The sequence below is a fragment of the Rhizobacter fulvus genome (assembly GCF_964020785.1).
This window is the reverse complement of record NZ_OZ224516.1, coordinates 3,213,107-3,235,338: the sequence shown is the minus strand read 5'-3', so window position 1 is coordinate 3,235,338 and position 22,232 is coordinate 3,213,107. Positions and strand designations below refer to the sequence as shown.

The following is a 22,232-nucleotide window of genomic DNA, read 5'->3' as shown; positions in this document are numbered from 1 at the left end:
GGTCAGGCGCGGGTGCTGGCGTCTTCGGCGGGCGCCTGCGTGTGCTTGATGAAGAAGCCGGCGGCGATGATGCCGACCTCGTACAGGATCACCATCGGGATCGCCAGCGAGAGCTGCGAGACCACGTCCGGCGGCGTCAGCACTGCGGCGATGATGAATGCCAGCACGACGAAGTACGAGCGGAACGCCTTCAGCTTGTCGATGCTGACGACACCCAGGCGGGCCAGCACCACCACCGCGATCGGCACCTCGAACGCCGCGCCGAACGCGATGAACATCGTCAGCACGAAGCTCAGGTAGGCCTCGATGTCCGGCATCGCCGAGACGCTCTTCGGCGCGAAGCTCTGGATGAAGGTGAACACCTTGCCGATCACGAAGAAGTAGCAGAACCCGACGCCCATGAAGAACAGCAGCGAGCTGGAGACCACCAGCGGCAGCACCATCCGCTTCTCGTGGGTGTAGAGGCCCGGCGCGACGAAGGCCCAGACCTGGTACAGCACGACCGGCAGCGCCAGCATGAACGCGGCCATCAGCGTGATCTTCAGCGGCACCAGGAACGGCGAGATCACGCCGGTGGCGATCAACCCGGTGCCGGTGGGCATGTGGGCGGTCAGCGGCGCGGCCAGCAGGTCATACAGGCCTGCCGGGCCGGGCCAGATCGTCAGCACGCCGAAGCAGATGCCGATCGCGATGCACGAGCGCACCAGGCGGTCACGCAGTTCGACCAGGTGCGAGACGAACGGCTGCTCGGTGCCCTCCATCTCGTCGGGCTTGTCGGGGGTGGTGCTCATCGCATCACGCCGTCGAGCGCGGCGGCCGGAAGCGCGCCACGCGCGCGGCGCCCGACTGCGCCTTCACCCGCACGCCCGCGCGCTGCTTGTACCACTGCGGCGTGGCACCGCGCTTCAGGCGCCAGTTCTTCTTCGGGTGCTTGTACGCGGGCGGTGGCGGCGTCCAGGTCTCGTGCTGGCCGCTGTTCGGCGGCAGGATGCCGTTGGCCTCGTTCCACGTGCTTTCCAGATCGGACTTGGTCTCGTTCATGTGGCTCGAGACGGTCTTCTCGACGTTGCGCGCCGCATCCTCGAACTCGGTCTTCATCTTCTTCAGCTCTTCGAGCTCGATCGAGCGGTTCACCTCGGCCTTGACGTCGGCGACATAGCGCTGCGCCTTGCCCACGAGGTGGCCGACCGTGCGCGCGACCCGCGGGAGCTTCTCCGGGCCGATCACGATCAGGGCGACCGCGCCGATCAGCGCGATCTTGTCGAAGCCGAAGTCGATCACGTCCGGATCACGACTTGGTCTTCGCTTCCACGTCGACCGTGTTGGCGTCGTTCGCCCGCGTCGTGTTGACCTGCGCCGGCGGTGCGGCCGGCGTCTCGGTGGTGGTCGAGCCGCCGTCCTTCACGCCGTCCTTGAAGCCCTTCACCGCGCCGCCGAGGTCGGCGCCGATGTTCTTGAGCTTCTTCGTGCCGAAGATCAGCACGACGACCAGCAACACGATCAGCCAGTGCCAGATGCTGAATGAACCCATGATTTTTTCTCCAAACGACTTTCGTGGAATTCTAGGGTACCGGCTTCGGAATCACCCTTTGGCCCAAGGGCGGGGGCCGCCCATGACATGCATGTGGACGTGCTGCACCTCCTGGCGCCCGTCTTCGCCGGTATTGATCAGCGTGCGGAAACCGTTCGTCACGTCGAGCTGGCGCATCAGGTCCGGCGCCATCGACAGCATGCGGCCAAGCAGCGGTGCGTGGCGCTGCTCGAGCTCGTACATCGTCGCGACATGCTCCTTCGGGATCACCAGCACGTGCACCGGCGCCCACGGCGCGATGTCGTGGAACACGAGCAGTTCGTCGTCCTCGTACACCTTGCGCGCCGGGATCTTGCCGTCGACGATCTTGCAGAAGATGCAATTCGGATCATGGCTCATGACGCGCTCACTCCGGCATCGCCCGGCGATCGTTGAGCGCCAGCCAGCCGCGGATCACCCGGTACAGGAACCAGATCGAGATGACCGCCCAGGCGATCCAGCCCGGCACCAGGAACAGCAGCCACAGCGGGATCGTCACGACATACAGCACGCCGGCCCACAGCACGCTGCGGATGCGCCACCGGAAGTGCGACTCCTGCCAGGTGCCGCGCGCGTCGTCCTTCTTGACCAGGTCGAGGATGAACGCGGCCAACAGCAGCACGATGCTGGCCTGCACGCCGGGCAGCACCGCGCCGATCGCGACGATCGCGTGCAGCGCATAGCTGATGTGCCCGATCGTGCGCAGCGAATCGTCGCGCTGCACCGTGCCGCTGCCGTTCTCGATGATGTCGTTCATATCCCGTCCCTCTCCCGCTGCTGCGACCGTCGGGCCGCGAATTCTTCCAGGCCCGACTGGCCGCCGCGGCGCTCCATCTCGGCCAGCACGTCGGCCGGCTTCAGGCCGTAGGCGCTGAGGGCCAGCATGCAGTGGAACCACAGGTCGGCCACCTCGGCGACGATCTTCGGCCCCTCGCCGTCCTTGCAGGCCATCACCACCTCGGTGGCCTCTTCGCCGATCTTCTTCAGGATCGCGTCGTTGCCCTTGTGGAACAGGCGCGCCACGTAGCTCTTGTCCGGGTCGCCCGACTTGCGCGATTCGATCACGCCGGCCAGGCGCTCCAGGGTGTCGTTCATGGTGGCTGTCATTTGTAGATGCTCTGCGGGTCTTTCAAGACCGGGTCCACCGCTTTCCATTCGCCGTCCTTCAGCTGCTGGAAGAAGCAGGAATGGCGACCGGTGTGGCAGGCGATGCCGGGCTCGTGCGGCGCGTGGCCGAGCTGCTCGACCTTCAGCAGCACCACGTCGTTGTCGCAATCCAGGCGCACTTCGTGCACCTTCTGCACGTTGCCGCTCTCCTCGCCCTTGTGCCAGAGGCGCTGGCGCGAGCGGCTGAAATACACCGCCTCGCCGAGTTCGGCGGTCTTGGCGAGCGCCTCGCGGTTCATGAACGCGAACATCAGCACGTCGTTGCTGCCGATCTCCTGCGCGATCGCCGGCACCAGGCCGTTCGCGTCCCACTTGATGTCGTCCAGCCAGTTCATGGAGCCAGTGTAGTGGTGCCGGTGAAGCCTCGCTCCTCGGCGAACCACCGCAGCACCGGCAGCGTGCCCGGCAGCACCGGCGCCACGCGCACCGGCAAGTTTTGCCAGGCCATCGCCTGCCGCTCGCGCATCTCGAACGAGCCGGTCCAGTCGAACACCTTGCAGAAGTGCAGCCGCACGCGCGCATGCTCGTAGTCGACGATCTCGACCTTCCACGGCTGCACCACGCCGATCTCGATGCCGATCTCTTCAACCAGCTCGCGCCGCAACGCCGCCTCGACGGTCTCGCCGGCCTCCAGCTTTCCCCCCGGGAATTCCCAGTAGCCGGCGTAGACCTTGCCTGCCGGGCGAGAGGTCAGCAGGAACTCGCCCTGTGGGTTGATCAAGACCCCGACGGCGACATCGACCGGCTCGCGCTGCGTCATGCGTGATGCCGCCCGGCGTAGTCCTTCGCGAACTGGAACGCGACGCGCCCGGAGCGCGAGCCGCGTTCCAGCGCCCAGACCAGGCTCTCCTGACGCGCCGCGGCGATCGCGTCCTCCGGCACGCCGGCGCCGCGCAGCCACTGCGCGACGATCGCGAGGTACTCGTCCTGGCTGAACGGGTAGAAGCTGACCCACAGGCCGAAGCGCTCGCTCAGCGAGATCTTCTCCTCAACGACCTCGCCCGGGTGCACCTCGCCGTTCTCCAGGTGCTGGTAGCTCAGGTTCTCCTTCATGTACTCGGGCAGCAGGTGGCGGCGGTTGCTGGTGGCGTAGATCAGCACGTTGTCGCTGGCCTGCGAGACCGAGCCGTCGAGGATGGACTTCAGCGCCTTGTAGCCGGGCTCGCCCTCGTCGAAACTCAGGTCGTCGCAGAACACGATGAAGCGCTCGGGGCGCTCGGCGACCAGGTCGACGATGTCGGGCAGGTCGACCAGGTCGGCCTTGTCGACCTCGATCAGCCGCAGCCCGCGGTCGGCGAACTCGTTCAGGCAGGCCTTGATCAGCGAGCTCTTGCCGGTGCCGCGCGCGCCGGTCAGCAGCACGTTGTTGGCGCCGAAACCATCGACGAACTGCTGCGTGTTGCGCAGCAGCCGTTCCTTCTGCGGCTCGACCTCGACCAGCGAGCTGAGGCGGATCGGCGCCACGTGGCGCACCGGCTCGATCACGCCCGAGCCGCCTCGCTTGCGGTAGCGGAAGGCGATCGAGGCGGCCCAGTCGGGGTCGGTCAGCGGATGCGGCAGCACCGCTTCGAGCCGGCCGAGCAGCGCCTCGGCGCGGGTGATCAGGTGCAGCAGGGGGTCGAGGGATGAAGACATGCGGCGGCAGTTTAGCGGCGCGTCCGCCGCTGGGTCAGAGTCGGCCGACGAGCTTCGGCCGCGGTTGCAGCTCGAACACCCGGTCGGGCGCCGCCGCGTAGACGCGCTCGCCCGGCCGCGGACGGATCGCCTGCATGCCGGTGAAGGCGCCGAACGCCGGCAGCACGCCGACCCGCTCGGAGAACCAGAAGCATGGCAGTCGGTGCCAGTCGTGCGCCCGCCCGCCGACGCTGACACACGGATGCAGGTGCCCGGCGAGCACGTAGGCGCCTGCCATCGGGCGCGGGTGGTGGGCGAGCGCGAGACCGCGCAGCGCGACCGGCTCGTCGAAGGGCTGGATGTCGAGCACGGCCGGCGGATCGCCGGCGCGGTCGTCGTGGTTGCCGCGCACCAGCGTCATCTCGACCGGGCCGTGCAGCTCGCGCCAGCGTCGCACGGTGGCGAGCGTGTCCGGCGCGAGCGAGCGCGCCGAGTGCAGGAAGTCGCCGAGGAACACGACCCGCTTCGCGTCGAGCCGCTGGATCAGCCGGCTCAGCACGCCCAGCGTCTCGCCGGTGGTGCCGGCCGGCACCGGCACGCCGAGCTGGCGGAAGCTGGTGGCCTTGCCGATGTGGGCGTCGGCAACGAGCAGCGTGTCGCACTCGGGCAGGAAGACCACCTTCTCCGGCAGCAGCAGCAGCGTCTGGCCGGCGACCTGCAGCGTGACGGTCGCCACCCGGTCCATCGCCGCGTCGCTCAGGAGGCCAGCATCCGCAGCGCGGTGTCCAGGTGCTCGGTCGGGCTGCGCTTGAAGCCTGAGCGCGCGAACAGCTGCAACCGCCCGACCGCGAAGGCCTTCAGCACCGAGGCCTGCGCGTTCGCATCGACGGTCGGCGTCGCCGAGCCCGACGCGTCGGCCATGCCGCGCAGGCTCTGCCGCAGCTGCGACTCGAAGCGGTCGAAGAACTGGTTCATGCGCGCGAGCAATCGCTCGTTCTCGAACACCAGCGCGTCGCCGACCATCACGCGCGCCATGCCCGGGTTCTTCTCGGCGAACTGCAGCAGCACGGTCAGCATCTTCTGCGCCTGCACCAGCGCGACGGTCTCGCGCTCGTGGATCTGGTTGATCAGCGTGAACACGCTCTGCTCGATGAATTCGATCAGGCCCTCGAACATCTGCGCCTTGCTGGCGAAGTGACGGTAGAGCGCCGCCTCCGAGACATCGAGCCGGGCCGCAAGCGCCGCGGTGGTGATGCGGTCGGCACCCGGCTGCTCGAGCATGTTCGCCAGCGTCTGCAGGATCTGCACGCGGCGTTCGCCGGGCTTGGGCCGTTTGCGGACCGGCGCTAAGGCGACGACAACGGGCGACACCTCGGCCGCTGCAACGCCGTCTGTCGGTTCCGCGGGTTCGGGCTCGCCGGTGTCTGAGTTGGAAGTCATCCGAGCGTGAGCAACTGTTGCAGCGAGCGAATTTTGGCACACACATACCGCGGGCTCGGGCAAGGGTGAACACCAACTTCGCGAGGCTTGAAACCGGCGTTGGAACCGCTGCTGGCGCCGCCTCGCAGGTGCCCGCGGTAGCGCCCCTCGAGATAACGGCGCATCCAGGCGGTCTGCATGCCGACGCTGCGCGCGGCCTTCTGGTTCTCGAGCATGTCCTCGACGAGCACGCAGTCGACCGGCCGCACCCGCAGCCGCACGGCGATGTGGCGGAACAGACGAGCATCGGGCTTGGGGCGCAGCTGGCCGAACATCGACATGTCCTCGATGCTGATGACGCCGTCGAAGAGCGGCGTCAGCCGCAGCGTGTCGAGCACGCGCATCGTGTAGTCGCGCGGCGCGTTCGTCAGCACGTAGCGGCGCCCGGGCAGCCGGGCCAGCGCGGCGCGGTCGTGCAGGCTGGTGCGCAGGCGCTGCTCGAGCCCGGGATGGCGGTGCGTGGCCTCGAGAAAATGCGCGGCCTGGACGCCGTGGTGGCGCACCAGCCCCAGCAGCGTCGCGCCGTAGCGGCTCCAGTAGTGCTGGCGCAGGCGCGCGGCCTCGGCCGGCGCCAGGCCGAGGTGGCCGACCATGTACTCGTTCATCGCCAGGCTGGTCTGGCCGAATGCGGCGTGGCTGGCGTCGTGCAGCGTGTTGTCGAGGTCGAACAACCAGACGCGGGTGCGCGGACGGGCAGCCTGGCGCTTCATGCCGCCACCTGCCGCGAGCCGCGCGCGCTCAACCCCCAGATGCTGCCCATCAGCAGCGCGCCGCCGAGCCACTGCCCGGCGCTCAGATGCTCGCCGAGGAGCAGCGCCGACAGGGCGACCGCCGTCAGCGGCTCGACCAGCGTCGCGACCGTCAGCGCGGTCGGCGTCAGCCGGGCCGCGCCCCAGCTGAACGCGAGCAGCGCCAGCGCCGCGGTGACGACGCCGAGGTAGAGCAACCAGGCTTCGGGCGCGACCTCGGCCGGCCAGGCCAACGGCCGGTACAGCCCTGACAACCCCATCACGACGGCCGCGACGACTGTCAGGCAGGTCGTCATCGGCCCGGCGCCCAGGGTCTGCGACATGCGCCCGCTGACCAGCGTGAACGCCGCGTACAGCATCGCCGACGCGATCGAGAAGCCGACGCCGGCGAGCATCGTGGCCCCAGGCAGCGCCTCGCTCGTGCCGCCGTGCCGCGTGACGATCAGCCCGGTGCCCGACAGCGCCGCCGTCAGCACCGCGAGCAACGATCCATCCAGCCGCTCCTGACCGCGCGCCACCGCGACCGCGGTCACCAGCACCGGCGCGAGGCACAGCGAGATCAGCGTCGGGATCGACGCCCCGATCCGCTCGATGCCGAGGAACCAGCACAGCACGTACAGCGCCATGCAGGCACCCGAAGCGATCACCAGACCGATCTGAGGCCGCACCGCGCGCCACAGCGCCGGCCGCCCGAACACCGCCAGCAGCACGACGCTGCCGACGACGAAGCGCCAGAACGAGATCGTCTCGGGGCTGAAGCCGTGCCGCGCGATCAGCAGGTTGACGACGAGCGCGCCGGTGCCCCACAGCGCCCCGGCCGCGCAGGCGGCGAGCAGCGCCGCGGTCGAGCGGTCGGATGTCAAGAGCTCAGTGGGAACGGATCATGGTGCCGTAGGCCTGCTCGGTCAGCACCTCCAGCAGCATCGCGTGCGGCACGCGGCCGTCGATCACGTGGACCGTGTTGACGCCGTTCTTCGCTGCGGCGAGCGCGGAGTCGATCTTGGGCATCATGCCGCCGCTGATCGTGCCGTCGGCGAACAGCTCGTCGATCTCGCGCGCACTCAGGTTGGTCAGCAGCTTGCCGGCCTTGTCGAGCACGCCGGGAATGTTCGTCAGCATGATCAGCTTCTCGGCCTTCAGCACCTCGGCCAGCTTGCCCGCGACCACGTCGGCATTGATGTTGTAGTTCTCGTTGTCGGCGCCGAAGCCGAGCGGCGAGATCACCGGGATGAACTGGTCGTCCTGCAGCGCCTTGACGACGCTCGGGTCGATCGACTCGATCTCGCCGACATTGCCCATGTCGTGCACCTTGTTCGGGTCCTTCAGGTCGACCATCTTCAGCTTGCGCGCGCGGATCAGCCCGCCGTCGCGACCGGTCAGCCCGACGGCCTTGCCGCCAGCGACGTTGATCAGCCCGACGATGTCCTGCTGCACCTGGCCGGCCAGCACCCACTCGACAACTTCCATCGTCTCGTCGTCGGTGACGCGCATGCCCTGAATGAACGTGCCCTTCTTGCCGACCTTGGCCAGCGCCTCCTCGATCTGCGGGCCGCCGCCGTGCACGACGACCGGGTTCAGCCCGACGAGCTTGAGCAGCACCACGTCCTCGGCGAAGTCCTGCTGCAGCGCCGGGTCGGTCATCGCGTTGCCGCCGTACTTGATCACGATGGTCTTGCCGTGGAACTTGCGGATGTACGGCAGCGCCTGCGCCAGGATCTCGGCCTTGTCGCGCGGCGAGATGTGGGACAGGTCGGGGGCGTCCGCAGGGCTGGCGGGAGCGGTTTTCGGCGCGTCGGAAGTCATGGTCGGCTCGGCAGGGCGAATGAAAATCGATTGTAGGGGCCGGGGTCGGTGACGACTGCCAACGAAATAATGCGCGCGCGCAAGCTTGACGGCACAATCGCGCTCACTCCATGCACCTCACCACGCTCCTCCCCGTCCGCCCCATCGCCTTTCTCGGGCAGGTGCTGATCGCGGCATTCGAGGCGGCACGCGGGCAATGGCAGTTCCGGCTCAAGGATTTGGGCCGCGTGATGGCCGATTGCAGCGCGCGGGCCGTGCCCATCGTCACGGTCGTCAACGTGCTGGTCGGCGCGATCCTGGCCTTCGTCGGCGCGGTGCAGTTGGTGAAATTCGGAGCCGGCATCTACGTCGCGGACCTGGTCGGCATCGCCGTCGCGCGCGAGATGGCCGCGATCATCACCGCGGTCGTGATGGCCGGCCGCACCGGCGCGGCATTCGCGGCCGAACTCGCCACGATGCAGGCCAACGAGGAGGTCGACGCGCTCGAGGTGCTGGGCCTGAACGCGGTCAACTTCCTGGTACTGCCGCGGGTCACGTCGCTGCTGCTGATGATGCCGCTGCTGTATGTGTACGGCTGCGTGACCGGGCTGATCGGCGGGATGGTCGTGGCTGGCGGCATGCTCGGGATTTCGCCCGCGGCCTACCTGGACCGCACGCTCGACGCGCTCGACTGGTCGCACCTCGGCCTGGGCTTTTCGAAATCCTTCGTGTTCGGCGCGCTGATCGGCATGGTCGGCAGCTACTTCGGCCTGTACGCGCAGCGCAATGCCGAGGGCGTGGGCGTCGCGACCACCAACGCGGTCGTCGTCAGCATCGTCGGCATCATCGTGCTCGACGCCGTGTTCGCCATCTGCGCGAACGCGCTGGGGATCTGACCGATGACGGCCCTGCTCTCGGTCAGCAACCTCGAGATGCGGTTCGGCGAGCGGCTGATCCAGACCGGCATCAACTTCGACGTGGAGCGCGGCACGATCTTCGCGATCATGGGCGGCAGCGGCTGCGGCAAGAGCACGCTGCTCAAGCACCTGGTCGGCCTGCTGCCGCCCGCCGAAGGCACCGTCACCTACAACGGCATCGACTACTGGGCCGCCGACGAGGAGGGCCAGGCGCTGCTGCGCACCGGCTTCGGCATGCTGTTCCAGAGCGCGGCGCTGTGGTCGTCGATGACGATCCTCGAGAACGTCTGCCTGCCGCTCGAACAGGCGGGCAAGCTCGACGAGGCACAACGCGAGGCGCGCGCCCGCGAGGTGCTGGAATGGGTCGACCTCGGCAAGTTCGCCGATTTCTTCCCGTCCGACCTGTCCGGCGGCATGAAGAAGCGCGCCGGGCTGGCGCGAGCGATCGCCACCGAGCCGCCGCTGATCTTTCTGGACGAACCGTCCGCCGGCCTCGACCCGATCAGCTCGAAGCGCCTGGACGACCTGGTGCTGATGATCCGCGAGCGCACGGGCGCCGCGGTGGTGTTTGTCAGCCATGAACTGCCGAGCCTGTTCGCGATCGCCGACGACGGCATCTTCCTCGATGCCGAGAGCAAGTCGCCGATCGCGCACGGCTCGCCGCGCGTGTTGCGCGACACCGCGACGCATCCGACGGTGCGCGCGTTCCTGGCGCGCGAAGAGCCGCCGCCCGTACCATCCGCAACCACGCCTACCACCGCCACACCATGAAACGCAACGCCCTGTTGATCGGTGCCTTCGTGCTCGCCGCGCTCGCGATGGTCGTGATCGGCGTGCTCTGGCTGAGCGGCAACGACCTGTTCAAGAAGCAGCAGGAGGCGATGATCTATTACAAGGGCAACGTCACCGGGCTGTACGTGGGCGCGCCGGTAGGCTTCCGCGGTGTGTCGATCGGCCAGGTCGAGAACATCGACATCCAGGTCGACAGCTCGACGCTGAAGGCGCTGGTGCCGGTGCGCATCCGGCTGCGCACCGACGCGCTGCACTTCAGCGGCGCCGAGAAGGGCGCGCCGGTCGACCTGCCGACATTGGTGCAGCGCGGGCTGCGCGCGCGGCTGGTGGCGCAGAGCTTCGTGACCGGGCAGAAGTCGATCGAGCTCGATTTCGTGCCCAACACGCCGTCGACGCTGGTCGGCGGCGGCAGCAGCAGCCGACCGGAGATCCCGGCGCTGGCCGAGCGCTTCGGCGCGCTGTTCGACCAGGTGGCCGAACTGCCGTTGGCCGACACCGTGCAGGAGATCCGCGACACCGTGAAGGAGCTGCGCGGCACGCTGAGTTCCGTGCAGCGCACGCTGGATGGCACGCAGAAGGTGCTGGCCAGTGCCTCGAACGAAGTCGGTCAGGCCGGCAGCGCGTCGCGCGAGACGCTGCGGGTCGCGAGCGAGGCGATCAAGCAGGTGCAGGTCAACTCGGCGGCGACGCTCGCGTCGATCACGCAGTTGTCGGATGCAGCCAAACAGACCGTGGTCGCCGCGCAGCCCGACCTGCAGCGCACGCTGGCCGGCACGCGCGAGGCGGCCGAATCGGCCAAGATCGCGATGAACCGCGTCGCGGAGATGACCGCGCCGGACGCCGCGCTGCGCGCCGATCTCGACGCCGCGCTGCGCGACCTGTCCCAGGCCGCGCGCGGCCTGCGCGACTGGAGCGAATTGCTGGAAGAGAAGCCGAACGCCGTCATCTTCGGGAACAAACGCGAATGAAACTGCTGCACAAACTCGCGCCGGTCGCGCTGGCCATCCTTCTCGCGGCCTGCGCGTCGCCGTCGCCGGCCCCGGTGCTGCTGACGCTGCCGCCGGTCGTCGTGCCCGCGGGGTCCGCGGCGCCGACGACACCGCCGGCGACCGCCTCGGCGCTCATCGCGGTGCGGCGCATCGCGATTCCCGAGTACCTCGTCGCCCGCCGCGTCCGTTACCGCGCCGACGCCGCGACGCTGGCCGAGTGGCCCAACACCTACTGGGCCGAGCGGATCGAGATCGGCGTGTCGCGCGAGTTCGCGTCGGCGCTGCGGCAGCAGCTGCCGGGGTGGACGATGTGCGACACGACCTGCGGCGACCACGTGCCGTCGCTGGCCCTGCAGGTCAACATGGTGCCGATGGACTACCTGCGCAGCGGCCAGAAGCTGCAGGCCAGGGCGCGCATCACGCTCAGCGGCGCCGGCACGCCGGCCAAGGTGCTGGCGACCCGCGATCTCGGCGTCGACATCCCGTCGAACGCCGACACCCCGCAGGGCCACGCGCAGACGATCTCCGCGCTGATCGAGAAGGTCGCGGCCGAAGCCGCGACGATGGTCCGCGACGCGAAACCCTGATCAGAAGTGGATGCCGCGCATCATCTCGGCCATCGCCATGGCCTCGGGTGACAGCGTGGCTTTTCCGCCCTTCTCGCCCTTGGCCGCGGCGCTGTCCGGGAACATCCGGAAGGTCGTGTTCATCAGGATCTGGGTGATGCGCGGCACCGCCGCGTGCAGCAGCTCGACCGAGATGCCCAGGCGCGTGGCGACGCGCACCGGCTTGTCGACGCAGGCCTGCACGATCAGGTCCGACGCCTCGTCGGTCGACAGCAGCGGCATGTTGTCGTAGATCTTGGTCGGCGCGGTCATCGGGGTGCGCACCAGCGGCATGTTGACCGTGGTGAACGTGATGCCCTGGTCGGCGAACTCGCTGGCGGCGCAACTGGCCCACGCGTCGAGCGCAGCCTTCGACGCGACATAAGCGGAGAAGCGCGGCGCGTTCACCAGCACGCTGATCGAGCTGATGTTGACGATGTGACCACGCTTCTTCGCGACCATGCCGGGCAGCAGGCCGGTCGTGATGCGCAGCGAACCGAAGTAGTTCAGCTGCATCGTGCGCTCATAGTCGTGGAAACGGTCGTAGCTGGCCTCGATCGCGCGGCGGATCGAGCGCCCGGCGTTGTTGATCAGGAAGTCGACGCCGCCGTGGTCGGCTTGCAGTTGCGCGACGAAGGCCTTGCAGCTCGCCTCGTCGGCGATGTCGGCCGAGTAGACGTGGACGATCGCGTCCTTGCCGGCCTCGGCGAGGATCTCCCGGCGGGCCTCCTCGAGCTTCGCGGCATCGCGCGCGCAGATGATCGTGATCGCGCCGGCCTTGGCGAACTTGACCGCCGCTGCCAGGCCGATGCCCGACGAGCCGCCGGTCACCAGCACCACCTTGCCGCCGACCGTGCCGCGCAGCGACTTGTCGATCAGCAGCGCCGGGTCGAGATGCCGCTCCCAGTAGTCCCACAGCCGCCACGCGTAGTCGTGCAGGTTCGGGCACTCGATGCCCGAGCCCTTCAGCGCCGCCAGCGTCTCGCGGCAGTCGTAGCGGGTCGGGAAGTTGATGAAGGTCATCATGTCGTCGGGCAGGCCGAGGTCCTTCATGACCGCAGCGCGCACCCGGCGCACCGGCGCCAGCGCCATCATTCCCTTCTTGACGCTCTTCGGGATGAAGCCGAGCAGCGCCGCGTTGATGAACAGGTTCATCTTCGGCGCGTGGGCGGCCTTGCTGAAGATGTCGAGCACGTCGCCGACGCGGTACCCCTTCGGGTCGACCAGGTGGAAGCACTTCTTGTTCAGGTCGGCCTTCGAGTGGCTGATGTGGTCGAGCGCGGCGACGACGAAATCGACCGGCACGATGTTGATGCGCCCGCCCTCCAGGCCGACGCTCGGCATCCACGGCGGCAGGATCTGGCGCATGCGCTGGATCAGCTTGAAGAAGTAGTACGGGCCGTCGATCTTGTCCATCTCGCCGGTCGTCGAGTCGCCGACGACCAGCGCCGGGCGGTACACCGTCCACGGCACCTTCGATTCCTTGCGCACGATCTTCTCGCTCTCGTGCTTGGTCATGAAGTACGGATGGTCCAGGCCTTCGGCCTCGTCGAACATGTCCTCGCGGAACACGCCCTCGTACATGCCGGCCGCGGCGATCGAGCTCACGTGGTGCAGGTGGCCGGCATCGATCGCCTTCGCGAACTCGACCGCGTTGCGCGTGCCTTCGATGTTGACCTTGACCTGCGACGCTTCGTCCGCCGACAGGTCGTAGACCGCCGCCAGGTGGTAGACGTGATCGACCTTGCCCTTGAGCCTCTTGATGTCGTCGGCGGCGACACCGAGCTTCTTGGCCGTCAGGTCGCCGTAGACCGGAACCGCCTTCGCCTTGGTGGTGCCCCAGTACTCGAGCAGCCCCGCGACCTTGCCTTCGCTTTCCGGACGCAGCAGGAAGGAGACGGTCGCGCCGCGCCGCTCGAGCAAGGTCTTGACCAGGCGCTTGCCGATGAAGCCGGTCGCGCCGGTGACGAAATAGTGCATGGGGTGTTCCTCCGTGGGCGCTCAAAGTGGCAGCGCGCATTCTTGACCAAACCCCTGTGCGGCTTGCCTGCGATTTACCCGGATCGGCAGCCCGCAAATTAGGATGCGCTCCCTATGACAGCTGCCTATAGTCGGCGCGATCAACACACACAGGACTCGCACCATGGTCAAGAAGCTCAAGCAGATGGCTGACAAGCAAGCCGCCTCCACCGGTCGCCTGTTCGACAGCGCCCTGGCCGGTCAGGTGAAGGACTCGGCGCAGCAGATCTGGCTCGCCGGCATGGGCGCGTTCTCGCGCGCGCAGGCCGAAGGCACCAAGGTGTTCGAGGCGCTGGTCAAGGAAGGCACGAGCCTGCAGAAGAAGACCACGTCGGCGGCGGAAGACAAGATCACCGAAGTCACCAGCCGGATGAGCAGCATGGCCGGCGACGTGCAGGCCAAGGCGGGCCAGCACTGGGACAAGCTCGAAGGCATCTTCGAGGAGCGCACCGCCAAGGCGCTGAACAAGCTCGGCGTGCCCTCGGCCAAGGACGTGGAGGCGCTGATGGCGCGCATCTACGAACTCAGCACCAAGGTCGCGAAGCTGTCGAAGGCCGCACCGGCCAAGGCCACCGCGAAGAAGACCGCCGCCACGCCGGCTGCCAAGGCGCCGGCCAAGAAGGCGGCGGTCAAGCGCGCGGCCGCCAAGAAGGCCACGGCCGCCTGAGCGGGCGAACGATCGACCGGACGGGGCGCTGCGGCGCCCCTTCTCATGTCCGCCAGGCGCGCGGTTGATCGCCAACTTCTGTTTCCCGTCTCGCTTCCCCCATGACCCGTTCCCCTTCCCCGCGCATCGGCCTGGCGCTGGCCGGCGGCGGCCCGCTCGGCGCGATCTACGAGATCGGCGCGCTGTGCGCGCTCGAAGAATCGCTGGCCGGCCTGGACTTCACCGAATGCCACAGCTATGTCGGCGTCTCGGCGGGCGGCTTCATCGCGGCCGGCCTGGCCAACGGCATGACGCCGCGCGAGTTGTGCGCCTCGTTCATCGAGAACGTCGGCGCCGCGCACGACATCTTCGAGCCGGCACTGCTGATCCGCCCGGCGTGGGGCGAGTTCGCACGCCGCCTCGCGACCCTGCCGGGCCTGGCCGCCGGTGCGGCGCTGCGCTACGCGTTCACGCGGCGCTCGCTGTCGAGCACCGTCGAACGACTCGGGCGCGTGCTGCCGACGGGGCTGTTCTCGAACGCGATGGTCGACGTGCAGCTGCGGCGCCAGTTCGACGCGCCCGGCCGCACCAACGACTTTCGCCAGCTGAAGCGCAAGCTGGTGCTGGTCGCGACCGACCTCGACAGCGGCGAGTCGGCGCCGTTCGGTCAGCCCGGCTTCGACCACGTGCCGATCTCGAAGGCGGTGCAGGCCAGCGCCGCCCTGCCGGGGCTGTTCCCGCCGGTCGAGATCGACGGTCACCACTATGTCGACGGCGCGCTGAAGAAGACGCTGCACGCCTCGGTGCTGCTCGACGAGGGCCTGGACCTGCTGATCTGCCTGAACCCGCTGGTGCCTTTCGACAGCACGCACGCAAGCCACCCGCGCGTGCTTTCCCGCGCCGGCGAGCCGATTCCGCGGCTGGTCGACGGCGGGCTGCCGGTGGTGCTGTCGCAGACCTTTCGCACGCTGATCCACTCGCGGCTGGAAATCGGCATGAAGGGCTACGAGCGCAGCCACCCCGACACGACGATCGTGCTGTTCGAACCGGACCAGCGCGACCCCGCGATGTTCCTGGCCAACACCTTCAGCTACTCGCAGCGCCGCATGCTGGCCGAGCATGCGTACCAGCAGACGCGCCGGATGCTGCGCTCGCGCCGCGGCCGGCTCGCCGCGCAGCTCGCGCCGCACGGCGTGCGGATCGACGCGGCGGTGCTCGACCAGCCGCGTCGCCTGCTCAGTCCGGCGCGCGCCGCCACGCGCAACACTGCGCAGGCACTGCACCGGCTCGAGGAAGTGCTGGACGACCTGGACGACGTGCTGGTGGCACACGGCGCCTGAACCGCGCCGCCCGGATCAGCCGAGGTAGCGCGATTCGAGGTGGCGCCTGAAGTGCGCCGGGTTCAACGCCTCGCCCGTCGCACGGGCCGCCAGCTCGGCGGTCGGCCAGCGGCTGGCCTGCGACCAGATGCGCTCGCGCAGCCAGTCGAACGCCGGTGAGAGGTCGCCCGCGGCGACACGCGCATCCAGCTCGGGATGCGCCTGGCGGATCGCCGCGAACCACTGCGCCGCGTACATCGCGCCCAGCGTGTAGCAGGGGAAGTAGCCGAACGCGCCGCCGGTCCAGTGCACGTCCTGCAGCGGGCCGTCGCGGTAGTTGCCCCGGGTGTCGACGCCGAGCAGCGAGCGCATGCCGTCGTCCCAGCGCGCCGGGATGTCGTCGGCCGCGAGGCTGCCGTCGATCAGCTCGCGCTCGATGCCGTGGCGCAGGATCACGTGCGCCGGGTAGGTCAGCTCGTCTGCGTCGACCCGGATGAAGCCGGGTTCGACCCGGGTCATCAGCCGGTGCAGGTTGCCGGGCTCGAACGCGGGCTGGTCCCCGAAGTGCTTGCGCAGCAGCGGCGCCAGCAGGTCGGCGAACGGGCGGCTGCGGCCGAGCTGCATCTCGAAGCTCAGGCTCTGGCTTTCATGGATGCCCATCGAGCGCGCGCGCGCCACCGGCTGGCCGAGCCACTCGCGCGGCAGGCCCTGCTCGTAGCGCGCGTGACCGGTCTCGTGGATCGTGCCCAGCAGGCTCTGCATCAGGTCGTCTTCGCGGTAGCGCGTGGTCAGCCGCGTGTCCTCCGGCACGCCGCCGCTGAACGGGTGCGCGCTCTCGTCGAGCCGGCCGGCGTCGAAATCGAAGCCGAGCAGTGCCATCACGTCCAGGCTGAGCGCGCGCTGCGCCGCCTTCGGAAACGGACCGATCGGCGCGATCACCGCCTCGCGCGCCTGGCGCTCGCGCACCCGGGTCACCAGGCCCGGCAGCCACTGCTGCAGGTCGCCGAACACGCGGTCGATCTCGGCGCTGGTGGTGCCGGGCTCGTACTGGTCCATCAGCGCGTCGTAGGGCGCGAGGCCGGTCTCGTCGGACAGGCGCTGCGCGACTTCGCGACCGAGCTTCAGCACCTCGCGGAAGTTCTCGAGAAAGCCCGTCCAGTCGTTCGCCGGACGCTGGGTGCGCCAGGCGTGCTCGCAGCGCGCGCCGGCGCGCGTGAGCGCCTCGACCAGCGATTGCGGCAGCGCATTCGACGCGCGCCACTCGCGCCGGATCTCGCCGAGGTTCGCGCGGGCGAACGGATCGATGCCCTCGCCCTCGGCGCGGCGCAGCAGATCGACCAGCTTCGGATCGGTGCGCAGGCCGTGCAGCAGGCCCTCCATCTCGGCCAGCGCGTTGGCGCGGGCGGTGTTGCCCTTGGGCGGCATCATCGCGGCCTGGTCCCAGCTGGCGATGGACTGCAGGTGGCGGAAGTGGTGCATCCGCGTCCAGAGCGCGGTCAGTTCGTCGTAGGCGCTGTTCATGGGCGTCAGTGTACGAACTGACCCGGCCAGAACCAGAGCATCGCAGCCGTCATCGTCACATAGCGGCCGAACTTGCCGATCGCCATGTAGAACACGCAGGGCCAGAACGGCAGCTTCAACCAGCCGGCCACCGCGCACAGCGGATCGCCGACGACCGGCAGCCATGACAACAGGCAGCCCTTCGTGCCCCAGCGCGCGAGCCACCGCAAGGCGCGCGCGTTCGGCGGCTTGTGATGACTCATGCGTTCGTAGGCGGCCTCGGCGCCGCGGCCCATCCACCAGGTGACGGCGCCGCCGAGCGTGTTGCCGGCGGTCGCGACCAGCACGGCGGGCCAGAACATGTCGGGATTCAGCTTGACCAGTCCGAACACCGCCGGCTCGGAGCCGAGCGGCAGCAGCGTGGCGGAGATGAAAGCGACGATGAAGACGGTGCTGAGGCCGAACTTCGGCAACGCGAGCAGCGCCATCAGGGAGTCGAGCCATGCTTCCATTGCGGCGGATTATCGCCAGCGCGCACACCGGTTTCCCGTAGGACGTGGCGCTGCGACGCGCCGCTATACTTCTGCCTCCTTTTTCAGCAGTCGCGCCACCCTCCTCCCATGCAGATCGGCCACATCGAACTGGCGAACCGTCTCTTCGCCGCGCCGATGGCCGGCGTGACGGACCGGCCGTTCCGCCAGTTGTGCAAGCGGCTCGGCGCGGGCTATGCGGTCAGCGAGATGGTGACCTCGCGCAAGGACCTCTGGAACAGCCTGAAGACCAGCCGCCGCGCCAACCACGATGGCGAGGTGGCGCCGATCGCGGTGCAGATCGCCGGCACCGACGCGCAGATGATGGCCGAGGCCGCCGCCTACAACATCGACAGGGGCGCGCAGATCATCGACATCAACATGGGCTGCCCGGCCAAGAAGGTCTGCAACAAGTGGGCGGGCTCGGCGCTGATGCAGGACGAGCCGCTGGCGCTGGCGATCGTCGAGGCCGTGGTCGCGGCCTGCGTGCCGAAGAACGTGCCGGTCACGCTGAAGATGCGCACCGGCTGGTGCGCGGCCGAGCGCAACGCAGTGCGCATCGCGCGCGCCGCCGAGGCCGCCGGCGTCGCAATGGTCACGGTGCATGGCCGCACCCGCGAGCAGGGCTACAAGGGCCAGGCCGAGTACGACACGGTCAGTGCGGTGAAGGCGGCGCTGCGCATCCCGGTGGTCGCGAACGGCGACATCGATTCGCCCGAGAAGGCGCGCGACGTGCTCGCCGCGACCGGGGCCGACGCCATCATGATCGGTCGCGCGGCGCAAGGCCGGCCGTGGATCTTTCGCGAGATCGCGCACTTCCTCGAGACCGGCGAACACCTGCCCGCGCCCGAGGTGGCACAGGCCAAGGCCTGGCTGCTCGAACACCTGCACGACCACTACGGCCTGTACGGCGAATTTGCGGGCGTGCGCAGCGCGCGCAAGCACATCGGCTGGGCAGTGCGCGCGCTGCCCGGCGGCGAGGCGTTCCGCGCCCGCATGAACCTGCTGGAGAGTTGCGAGACGCAGGTCCGCGCCGTCACCGACTGGTTCGACGAGCTGGCCGACACACACCGCCTGCTGCCGCGCGCCCTCCCCGAAGACCAAGCGACACAAGAAGAAGCATTCGCATGAAGAAACCCACCCACATCGAAGAGTGCATCCGCGACAGCCTGGAGATCTACTTCAAGGACCTGCGCGGCGTCGAACCCGCGGCCATGTACGAGATGATCCTCGGCGTGGTCGAGAAGCCGCTGCTCGACGTCGTGATGAAACACGCCGAGGGCAACCAGAGCCGCGCGGCCGAATGGCTCGGCATCAACCGCAACACGCTGCGCCGCAAACTGCTCGACCACAAGCTGATCAAATGAACGCTCCTGCAAAATCGCAACTCACCGCGCTGCTGTCGGTCTCCGACAAGACCGGCGTCCTCGAATTCGCCAGGTCGCTCCACGCGCTCGGCATTAGGCTGCTGTCGACCGGCGGCACCGCGAAGCTGCTCGCCGACGCCGGCCTGCCCGTCACCGAGGTGGCCGAGCACACCGGCTTTCCGGAGATGCTGGACGGCCGGGTCAAGACCTTGCATCCGACCATCCACGGCGGTCTGCTGGCGCGACGCGACCTGCCAGAGCACATGGCGGCGATCGAGAAGCACGGCATCGCGACGATCGACCTGCTGGTCGTGAACCTGTACCCGTTCGAGGCGACGGTCGCGAAGTCGGGTTGCACGCTGGAGGATGCGATCGAGAACATCGACATCGGCGGCCCGGCGATGGTGCGCTCGGCGGCGAAGAACTGGAAGGACGTGGCGGTGCTGACCGACGCCGCCCAGTATCCGCAGGTGCTGGCCGAGTTGCGGTCCGAGGGCGCCGTGAGCGCCGCGACGAAGTTCGCGCTGTCGGTCGCGGCCTTCAATCGCATCTCGAACTACGACGCGGCGATCAGCGACTACCTGTCGTCGTTGCAGCCCGATGGCTCGCGCGCCGCATTCCCGGCGCAGTCGAACGCGCGCTTCGTCAAGCTGCAGGACCTGCGCTACGGCGAGAACCCTCACCAGAGCGCGGCGTTCTACCGCGACCTGCACCCCGCGCCGGGCTCGCTCGTCACCGCGAAGCAACTGCAGGGCAAGGAACTCTCGTACAACAACATCGCCGATGCCGACGCGGCCTGGGAGTGCGTGAAGAGTTTCGACGTGCCGACCTGCGTGATCGTCAAGCACGCCAACCCGTGCGGCGTCGCGATCGGCGCGAACGCGGCCGAGGCATATGCGAAGGCCTTCAAGACCGACCCGACTTCGGCCTTCGGCGGCATCATCGCGTTCAATTGCGAGCTGGACGGTGCCGGCGCGGCGCTGGTGGCCAAGCAGTTCGTCGAGGTGCTGATGGCGCCGAGCTTCACGCCCGAAGCGCTGGCCGCGTTCGCCGCCAAGCCGAACACGCGGGTGCTGCAGATCGCCCTGCCCCCGGGCGGTGCGACCGACTGGGAGCAGGGCCGCAACGCGCAGGACGTCAAGCGTGTCGGCTCGGGCCTGCTGATCCAGACCGCCGACAACCGCGGCATGACGCGGGCCGAGCTGAAGTGCGTCACCGCCAAGCAGCCGACACCGGCACAACTCGACGACCTGCTGTTCGCGTGGAAGGTGGCGAAGTACGTGAAGAGCAACGCGATCGTGTTCTGTGGCGGCGGCATGACGCTCGGCGTCGGCGCGGGCCAGATGAGCCGCATCGACTCCGCGCGCATCGCCAGCATCAAGGCCGGCAACGCGGGCCTGACGCTGCAGGGCTCGGCAGTCGCGAGCGACGCGTTCTTCCCGTTTCGCGACGGTCTCGACGTGGTGATCGACCAGGGCGCAACCTGCGTCATCCAGCCCGGCGGCTCGATGCGCGACGACGAGGTGATCAACGCAGCGAACGAACGCGGCATCGCGATGGTGCTGACCGGCGTGCGGCATTTCCGTCACTAAATGAAGCTCCCCGAGGTCGCGGGCCTCGCTCTCGCCGCCGTCGCGCGCCTGATCACCGGCGCGCAGGGCCACTGGTATGGCTCGCCGCCCAAGGCCGAGCAGCGGATCTATTTCGCGAACCACCAGAGCCACTTCGACTGGGTGCTGATCTGGGCCGCGCTACCGCGCGATCTGCGCACCGTGACGCGGCCGATCGCGGCACGCGACTACTGGACTTCGTCGCCGCTCAAGCACTGGATCACGCGGGAGATCTTCAACGCGGTCTACGTGAGTCGCCAGCGCACCGACGACGAGGACCCGCTCGAGCCGCTGATGGAAGCGCTGCGCCACGGCGATTCGCTGGTGATCTTCCCGGAGGGCACGCGCGGCAACAAGGTCGATCCGGCCCCGTTCAAGGCCGGCCTGTTCCACCTGGCCGAGGCCTTCCCCGACGTGCAGCTGATCCCGGCCTGGATCGACAACGTCCAGCGCGTGATGCCCAAGGGCGAGGTCGTGCCGGTGCCGATCCTTTGTTCCGTGACCTTCGGCAAGCCGCTGACGCTGTTCCCCGGCGAGGACAAGCGCACGTTCCTGGAACGCGCGCGCAATGCGGTGATGGCGCTGCGGGCGGTGCACTAGATGGGGGCGCTTCGCAACCTCACCGTGTCGCAGCAGGTCGGCCTGCTGTTCCTTGCGCTGTTCGGCGTGCTGACGATCGTGACCGTGGTCGCGTTCACGCGCACGCTGCGCGACCGCAGCGACGCCGAACTCGACGCGCACGAACAGTTCAAGCGCGACCTGCGCGCCGTCTGGGCCGGCTCGGTGCTGTTCTGGATCTCGTGGGTCACCGGCGGCATCGTCTCGACGCTGCTGTTCGGGCTGGTCTCCTTCCTCGCGTTGCGCGAGTTCGTCACGCTGACCCACACCCGGCGCGGCGACCACCGCAGCCTGCTGCTGGCCTTCTTCGTCGTGCTGCCGTTGCAGTACGTGATCGTCGCGAGCGAACAGTTCGACCTGTTCACGGTGTTCATCCCGGTCTACGTGTTCCTCGCGATCCCGGTCGTCAGCGCGCTGGGCAACGACCCGCAGCGCTTTCTCGAGCGCACCGCGAAGATCCAGTGGGGCATCATGGTCTGCGTCTACGGCATGAGCCACGCGCCGGCGCTGCTGCTGCTCGACCTGCCGGACTACCGCGACCGCGGCGCGTTCCTGGTGCTGTACCTGGTCGTCGTCGTCGCGGTCGCGCAGATCGTGCAGGAGACCGCGAGCCGCCGCCTGCGCCGCCGCCCGGTGGCGCGCGCGATCAGCCGCTCGTTCTCCTGGCGGGCGTGGGCCATCGGCGCCGGCGTCGCCGCGGTGGCGGGCGGCCTGCTGTACTGGTCGACGCCGTTCAAGCCCTGGGCCGCGATCATCATGGGGCTGATCGCCGGCGGCAGCGGCACGCTCGGCGAATTCGTGATGCAGGCGCTCAAGCGCGATGCGGGTGTGCGCTCGTGGGGCGGCAAGGCCTCGGTGACGGGCGCGGTCGGGCTGCTCGATCGCGTCGCGCCGCTGTGCTTCGCGGCGCCTGTGTTCTTCCACGCGGTGCGCTGGTACTTCGGCCTGTAGGCTGCGAA

28 protein-coding genes are annotated in these 22,232 nt (G+C 68.7%); 11 read left to right on the top strand and 17 right to left on the bottom strand.

All coding sequences use genetic code 11. From position 1 onward, the window contains the following. Positions 1 to 2: 2 nt before the first annotated feature. From tatC to argB, 14 genes are read right to left on the bottom strand one after another with little or no spacing between them, the layout of a single operon-like run. Positions 3 to 791 carry a twin-arginine translocase subunit TatC gene (gene tatC, locus ACWH49_RS15490; RefSeq protein WP_448172255.1) on the bottom strand — a complete coding sequence of 263 codons (789 nt, stop codon included), beginning with the start codon at positions 789 to 791 and terminating at the stop codon, positions 3 to 5. 4 nt (positions 792 to 795) lie between these two features. Then, entirely contained in the window at positions 796 to 1,281 is a 486-nt protein-coding gene (gene tatB, locus ACWH49_RS15485) for a Sec-independent protein translocase protein TatB (RefSeq protein ID WP_448172254.1), read from the bottom strand. A 7-nt stretch (positions 1,282 to 1,288) separates the two neighbouring features. Beyond that, positions 1,289 to 1,531, bottom strand: coding sequence for a Sec-independent protein translocase subunit TatA (gene tatA, locus ACWH49_RS15480; RefSeq protein WP_056461553.1), 243 nt, complete (start codon positions 1,529 to 1,531; stop codon positions 1,289 to 1,291). 51 nt (positions 1,532 to 1,582) lie between these two features. Next, the gene (locus tag ACWH49_RS15475) at positions 1,583 to 1,930 is read right to left on the bottom strand and encodes a histidine triad nucleotide-binding protein (RefSeq protein ID WP_056461550.1); all 348 of its coding nucleotides are present in this window, start codon (positions 1,928 to 1,930) and stop codon (positions 1,583 to 1,585) included. Between the two features lie 7 nt (positions 1,931 to 1,937). Beyond that, positions 1,938 to 2,327, bottom strand: coding sequence for a DUF4870 family protein (locus ACWH49_RS15470; protein ID WP_056461547.1), 390 nt, complete (start codon positions 2,325 to 2,327; stop codon positions 1,938 to 1,940). After that, positions 2,324 to 2,677 carry a phosphoribosyl-ATP diphosphatase gene (locus ACWH49_RS15465; RefSeq protein ID WP_448172253.1) on the bottom strand — a complete coding sequence of 118 codons (354 nt, stop codon included), beginning with the start codon at positions 2,675 to 2,677 and terminating at the stop codon, positions 2,324 to 2,326. The genes ACWH49_RS15470 and ACWH49_RS15465 overlap by 4 nt, the downstream gene beginning before the upstream one ends. Continuing rightward, positions 2,674 to 3,072, bottom strand: a complete 399-nt coding sequence (gene hisI, locus ACWH49_RS15460; RefSeq protein ID WP_448172252.1) for a phosphoribosyl-AMP cyclohydrolase — start codon at positions 3,070 to 3,072, stop codon at positions 2,674 to 2,676. The genes ACWH49_RS15465 and hisI overlap by 4 nt, the downstream gene beginning before the upstream one ends. Further along, positions 3,069 to 3,497: an NUDIX domain-containing protein gene (locus tag ACWH49_RS15455; RefSeq protein WP_448172251.1), complete on the bottom strand. Its 429-nt coding sequence runs from the start codon at positions 3,495 to 3,497 to the stop codon at positions 3,069 to 3,071. Before ACWH49_RS15455 ends, hisI begins: the two co-directional genes overlap by 4 nt. Further along, positions 3,494 to 4,372, bottom strand: coding sequence for an ATP-binding protein (locus tag ACWH49_RS15450; RefSeq protein ID WP_448172250.1), 879 nt, complete (start codon positions 4,370 to 4,372; stop codon positions 3,494 to 3,496). Before ACWH49_RS15450 ends, ACWH49_RS15455 begins: the two co-directional genes overlap by 4 nt. 34 nt (positions 4,373 to 4,406) lie before the next feature. Further along, entirely contained in the window at positions 4,407 to 5,096 is a 690-nt protein-coding gene (gene pdeM / locus ACWH49_RS15445) for a ligase-associated DNA damage response endonuclease PdeM (protein ID WP_448172249.1), read from the bottom strand. A gap of 11 nt (positions 5,097 to 5,107) precedes the next feature. Further along, positions 5,108 to 5,791 (bottom strand): nucleoid occlusion factor SlmA, encoded by a 684-nt coding sequence (gene slmA / locus ACWH49_RS15440; protein ID WP_082548626.1) that lies wholly within the window; start codon positions 5,789 to 5,791, stop codon positions 5,108 to 5,110. Beyond that, the gene (locus ACWH49_RS15435) at positions 5,788 to 6,540 is read right to left on the bottom strand and encodes a pyrimidine 5'-nucleotidase (RefSeq protein ID WP_448172248.1); all 753 of its coding nucleotides are present in this window, start codon (positions 6,538 to 6,540) and stop codon (positions 5,788 to 5,790) included. Before ACWH49_RS15435 ends, slmA begins: the two co-directional genes overlap by 4 nt. Then, a complete protein-coding gene (locus ACWH49_RS15430; RefSeq protein WP_448172247.1) occupies positions 6,537 to 7,442 on the bottom strand; it encodes a DMT family transporter in 906 nt (301 codons plus the stop codon). The genes ACWH49_RS15435 and ACWH49_RS15430 overlap by 4 nt, the downstream gene beginning before the upstream one ends. A 4-nt stretch (positions 7,443 to 7,446) precedes the next feature. Next, positions 7,447 to 8,382 (bottom strand): acetylglutamate kinase, encoded by a 936-nt coding sequence (argB, locus tag ACWH49_RS15425; RefSeq protein ID WP_448172246.1) that lies wholly within the window; start codon positions 8,380 to 8,382, stop codon positions 7,447 to 7,449. Positions 8,383 to 8,492: 110 nt separating this feature from the next. Between argB and ACWH49_RS15420 the strand changes: the two genes are divergently transcribed. The 4 genes from ACWH49_RS15420 to ACWH49_RS15405 are packed head-to-tail and all read left to right on the top strand — an operon-like array spanning position 8,493 to position 11,646. Further along, the gene (locus ACWH49_RS15420; RefSeq protein WP_448172245.1) at positions 8,493 to 9,257 is read left to right on the top strand and encodes an MlaE family ABC transporter permease; all 765 of its coding nucleotides are present in this window, start codon (positions 8,493 to 8,495) and stop codon (positions 9,255 to 9,257) included. 3 nt (positions 9,258 to 9,260) lie between these two features. Next, positions 9,261 to 10,049, top strand: coding sequence for an ABC transporter ATP-binding protein (locus ACWH49_RS15415; protein ID WP_448172244.1), 789 nt, complete (start codon positions 9,261 to 9,263; stop codon positions 10,047 to 10,049). Next, on the top strand, positions 10,046 to 11,038 hold the full coding sequence (locus ACWH49_RS15410; protein ID WP_448172243.1) for an MlaD family protein: 993 nt from the start codon (positions 10,046 to 10,048) through the stop codon (positions 11,036 to 11,038). The genes ACWH49_RS15415 and ACWH49_RS15410 overlap by 4 nt, the downstream gene beginning before the upstream one ends. Continuing rightward, entirely contained in the window at positions 11,035 to 11,646 is a 612-nt protein-coding gene (locus ACWH49_RS15405) for a PqiC family protein (RefSeq protein ID WP_448172242.1), read from the top strand. The genes ACWH49_RS15410 and ACWH49_RS15405 overlap by 4 nt, the downstream gene beginning before the upstream one ends. Here the strand turns inward: ACWH49_RS15405 and ACWH49_RS15400 are convergent, their stop codons facing one another. Beyond that, the gene (locus ACWH49_RS15400; RefSeq protein ID WP_448172241.1) at positions 11,647 to 13,644 is read right to left on the bottom strand and encodes an SDR family oxidoreductase; all 1,998 of its coding nucleotides are present in this window, start codon (positions 13,642 to 13,644) and stop codon (positions 11,647 to 11,649) included. Positions 13,645 to 13,807: 163 nt separating this feature from the next. Between ACWH49_RS15400 and ACWH49_RS15395 the strand changes: the two genes are divergently transcribed. Next, a complete protein-coding gene (locus ACWH49_RS15395) occupies positions 13,808 to 14,350 on the top strand; it encodes a phasin family protein (protein ID WP_448172240.1) in 543 nt (180 codons plus the stop codon). Positions 14,351 to 14,451: 101 nt separating this feature from the next. Beyond that, the gene (locus ACWH49_RS15390; RefSeq protein WP_448172239.1) at positions 14,452 to 15,669 is read left to right on the top strand and encodes a patatin-like phospholipase family protein; all 1,218 of its coding nucleotides are present in this window, start codon (positions 14,452 to 14,454) and stop codon (positions 15,667 to 15,669) included. Positions 15,670 to 15,684: 15 nt separating this feature from the next. On the opposite strand, the gene ACWH49_RS15385 is transcribed toward ACWH49_RS15390, so the two are convergent. Both ACWH49_RS15385 and ACWH49_RS15380 read right to left on the bottom strand, forming a co-directional pair. Continuing rightward, positions 15,685 to 17,169: a carboxypeptidase M32 gene (locus ACWH49_RS15385; RefSeq protein WP_448172238.1), complete on the bottom strand. Its 1,485-nt coding sequence runs from the start codon at positions 17,167 to 17,169 to the stop codon at positions 15,685 to 15,687. A 5-nt stretch (positions 17,170 to 17,174) separates the two neighbouring features. After that, positions 17,175 to 17,660 (bottom strand): YqaA family protein, encoded by a 486-nt coding sequence (locus tag ACWH49_RS15380; protein WP_056461493.1) that lies wholly within the window; start codon positions 17,658 to 17,660, stop codon positions 17,175 to 17,177. 108 nt (positions 17,661 to 17,768) lie between these two features. On the opposite strand from ACWH49_RS15380, the gene dusB reads away from it, so the two are divergent. Genes dusB through ACWH49_RS15355 form a run of 5 tightly spaced genes read left to right on the top strand, consistent with a single transcriptional unit; the run spans position 17,769 to position 22,224 of the window. After that, complete coding sequence (dusB, locus tag ACWH49_RS15375) at positions 17,769 to 18,809, top strand: tRNA dihydrouridine synthase DusB (RefSeq protein ID WP_448172237.1); 1,041 nt, start codon at positions 17,769 to 17,771, stop codon at positions 18,807 to 18,809. Continuing rightward, complete coding sequence (locus ACWH49_RS15370) at positions 18,806 to 19,045, top strand: helix-turn-helix domain-containing protein (protein ID WP_056461487.1); 240 nt, start codon at positions 18,806 to 18,808, stop codon at positions 19,043 to 19,045. The genes dusB and ACWH49_RS15370 overlap by 4 nt, the downstream gene beginning before the upstream one ends. Continuing rightward, the gene (gene purH, locus ACWH49_RS15365; protein WP_448172236.1) at positions 19,042 to 20,637 is read left to right on the top strand and encodes a bifunctional phosphoribosylaminoimidazolecarboxamide formyltransferase/IMP cyclohydrolase; all 1,596 of its coding nucleotides are present in this window, start codon (positions 19,042 to 19,044) and stop codon (positions 20,635 to 20,637) included. The genes ACWH49_RS15370 and purH overlap by 4 nt, the downstream gene beginning before the upstream one ends. After that, positions 20,638 to 21,255 (top strand): lysophospholipid acyltransferase family protein, encoded by a 618-nt coding sequence (locus ACWH49_RS15360; RefSeq protein WP_056461481.1) that lies wholly within the window; start codon positions 20,638 to 20,640, stop codon positions 21,253 to 21,255. Further along, the gene (locus ACWH49_RS15355) at positions 21,256 to 22,224 is read left to right on the top strand and encodes a phosphatidate cytidylyltransferase (protein WP_448172235.1); all 969 of its coding nucleotides are present in this window, start codon (positions 21,256 to 21,258) and stop codon (positions 22,222 to 22,224) included. It abuts the gene before it with no gap. The last annotated feature ends 8 nt before the right edge of the window (positions 22,225 to 22,232 follow it).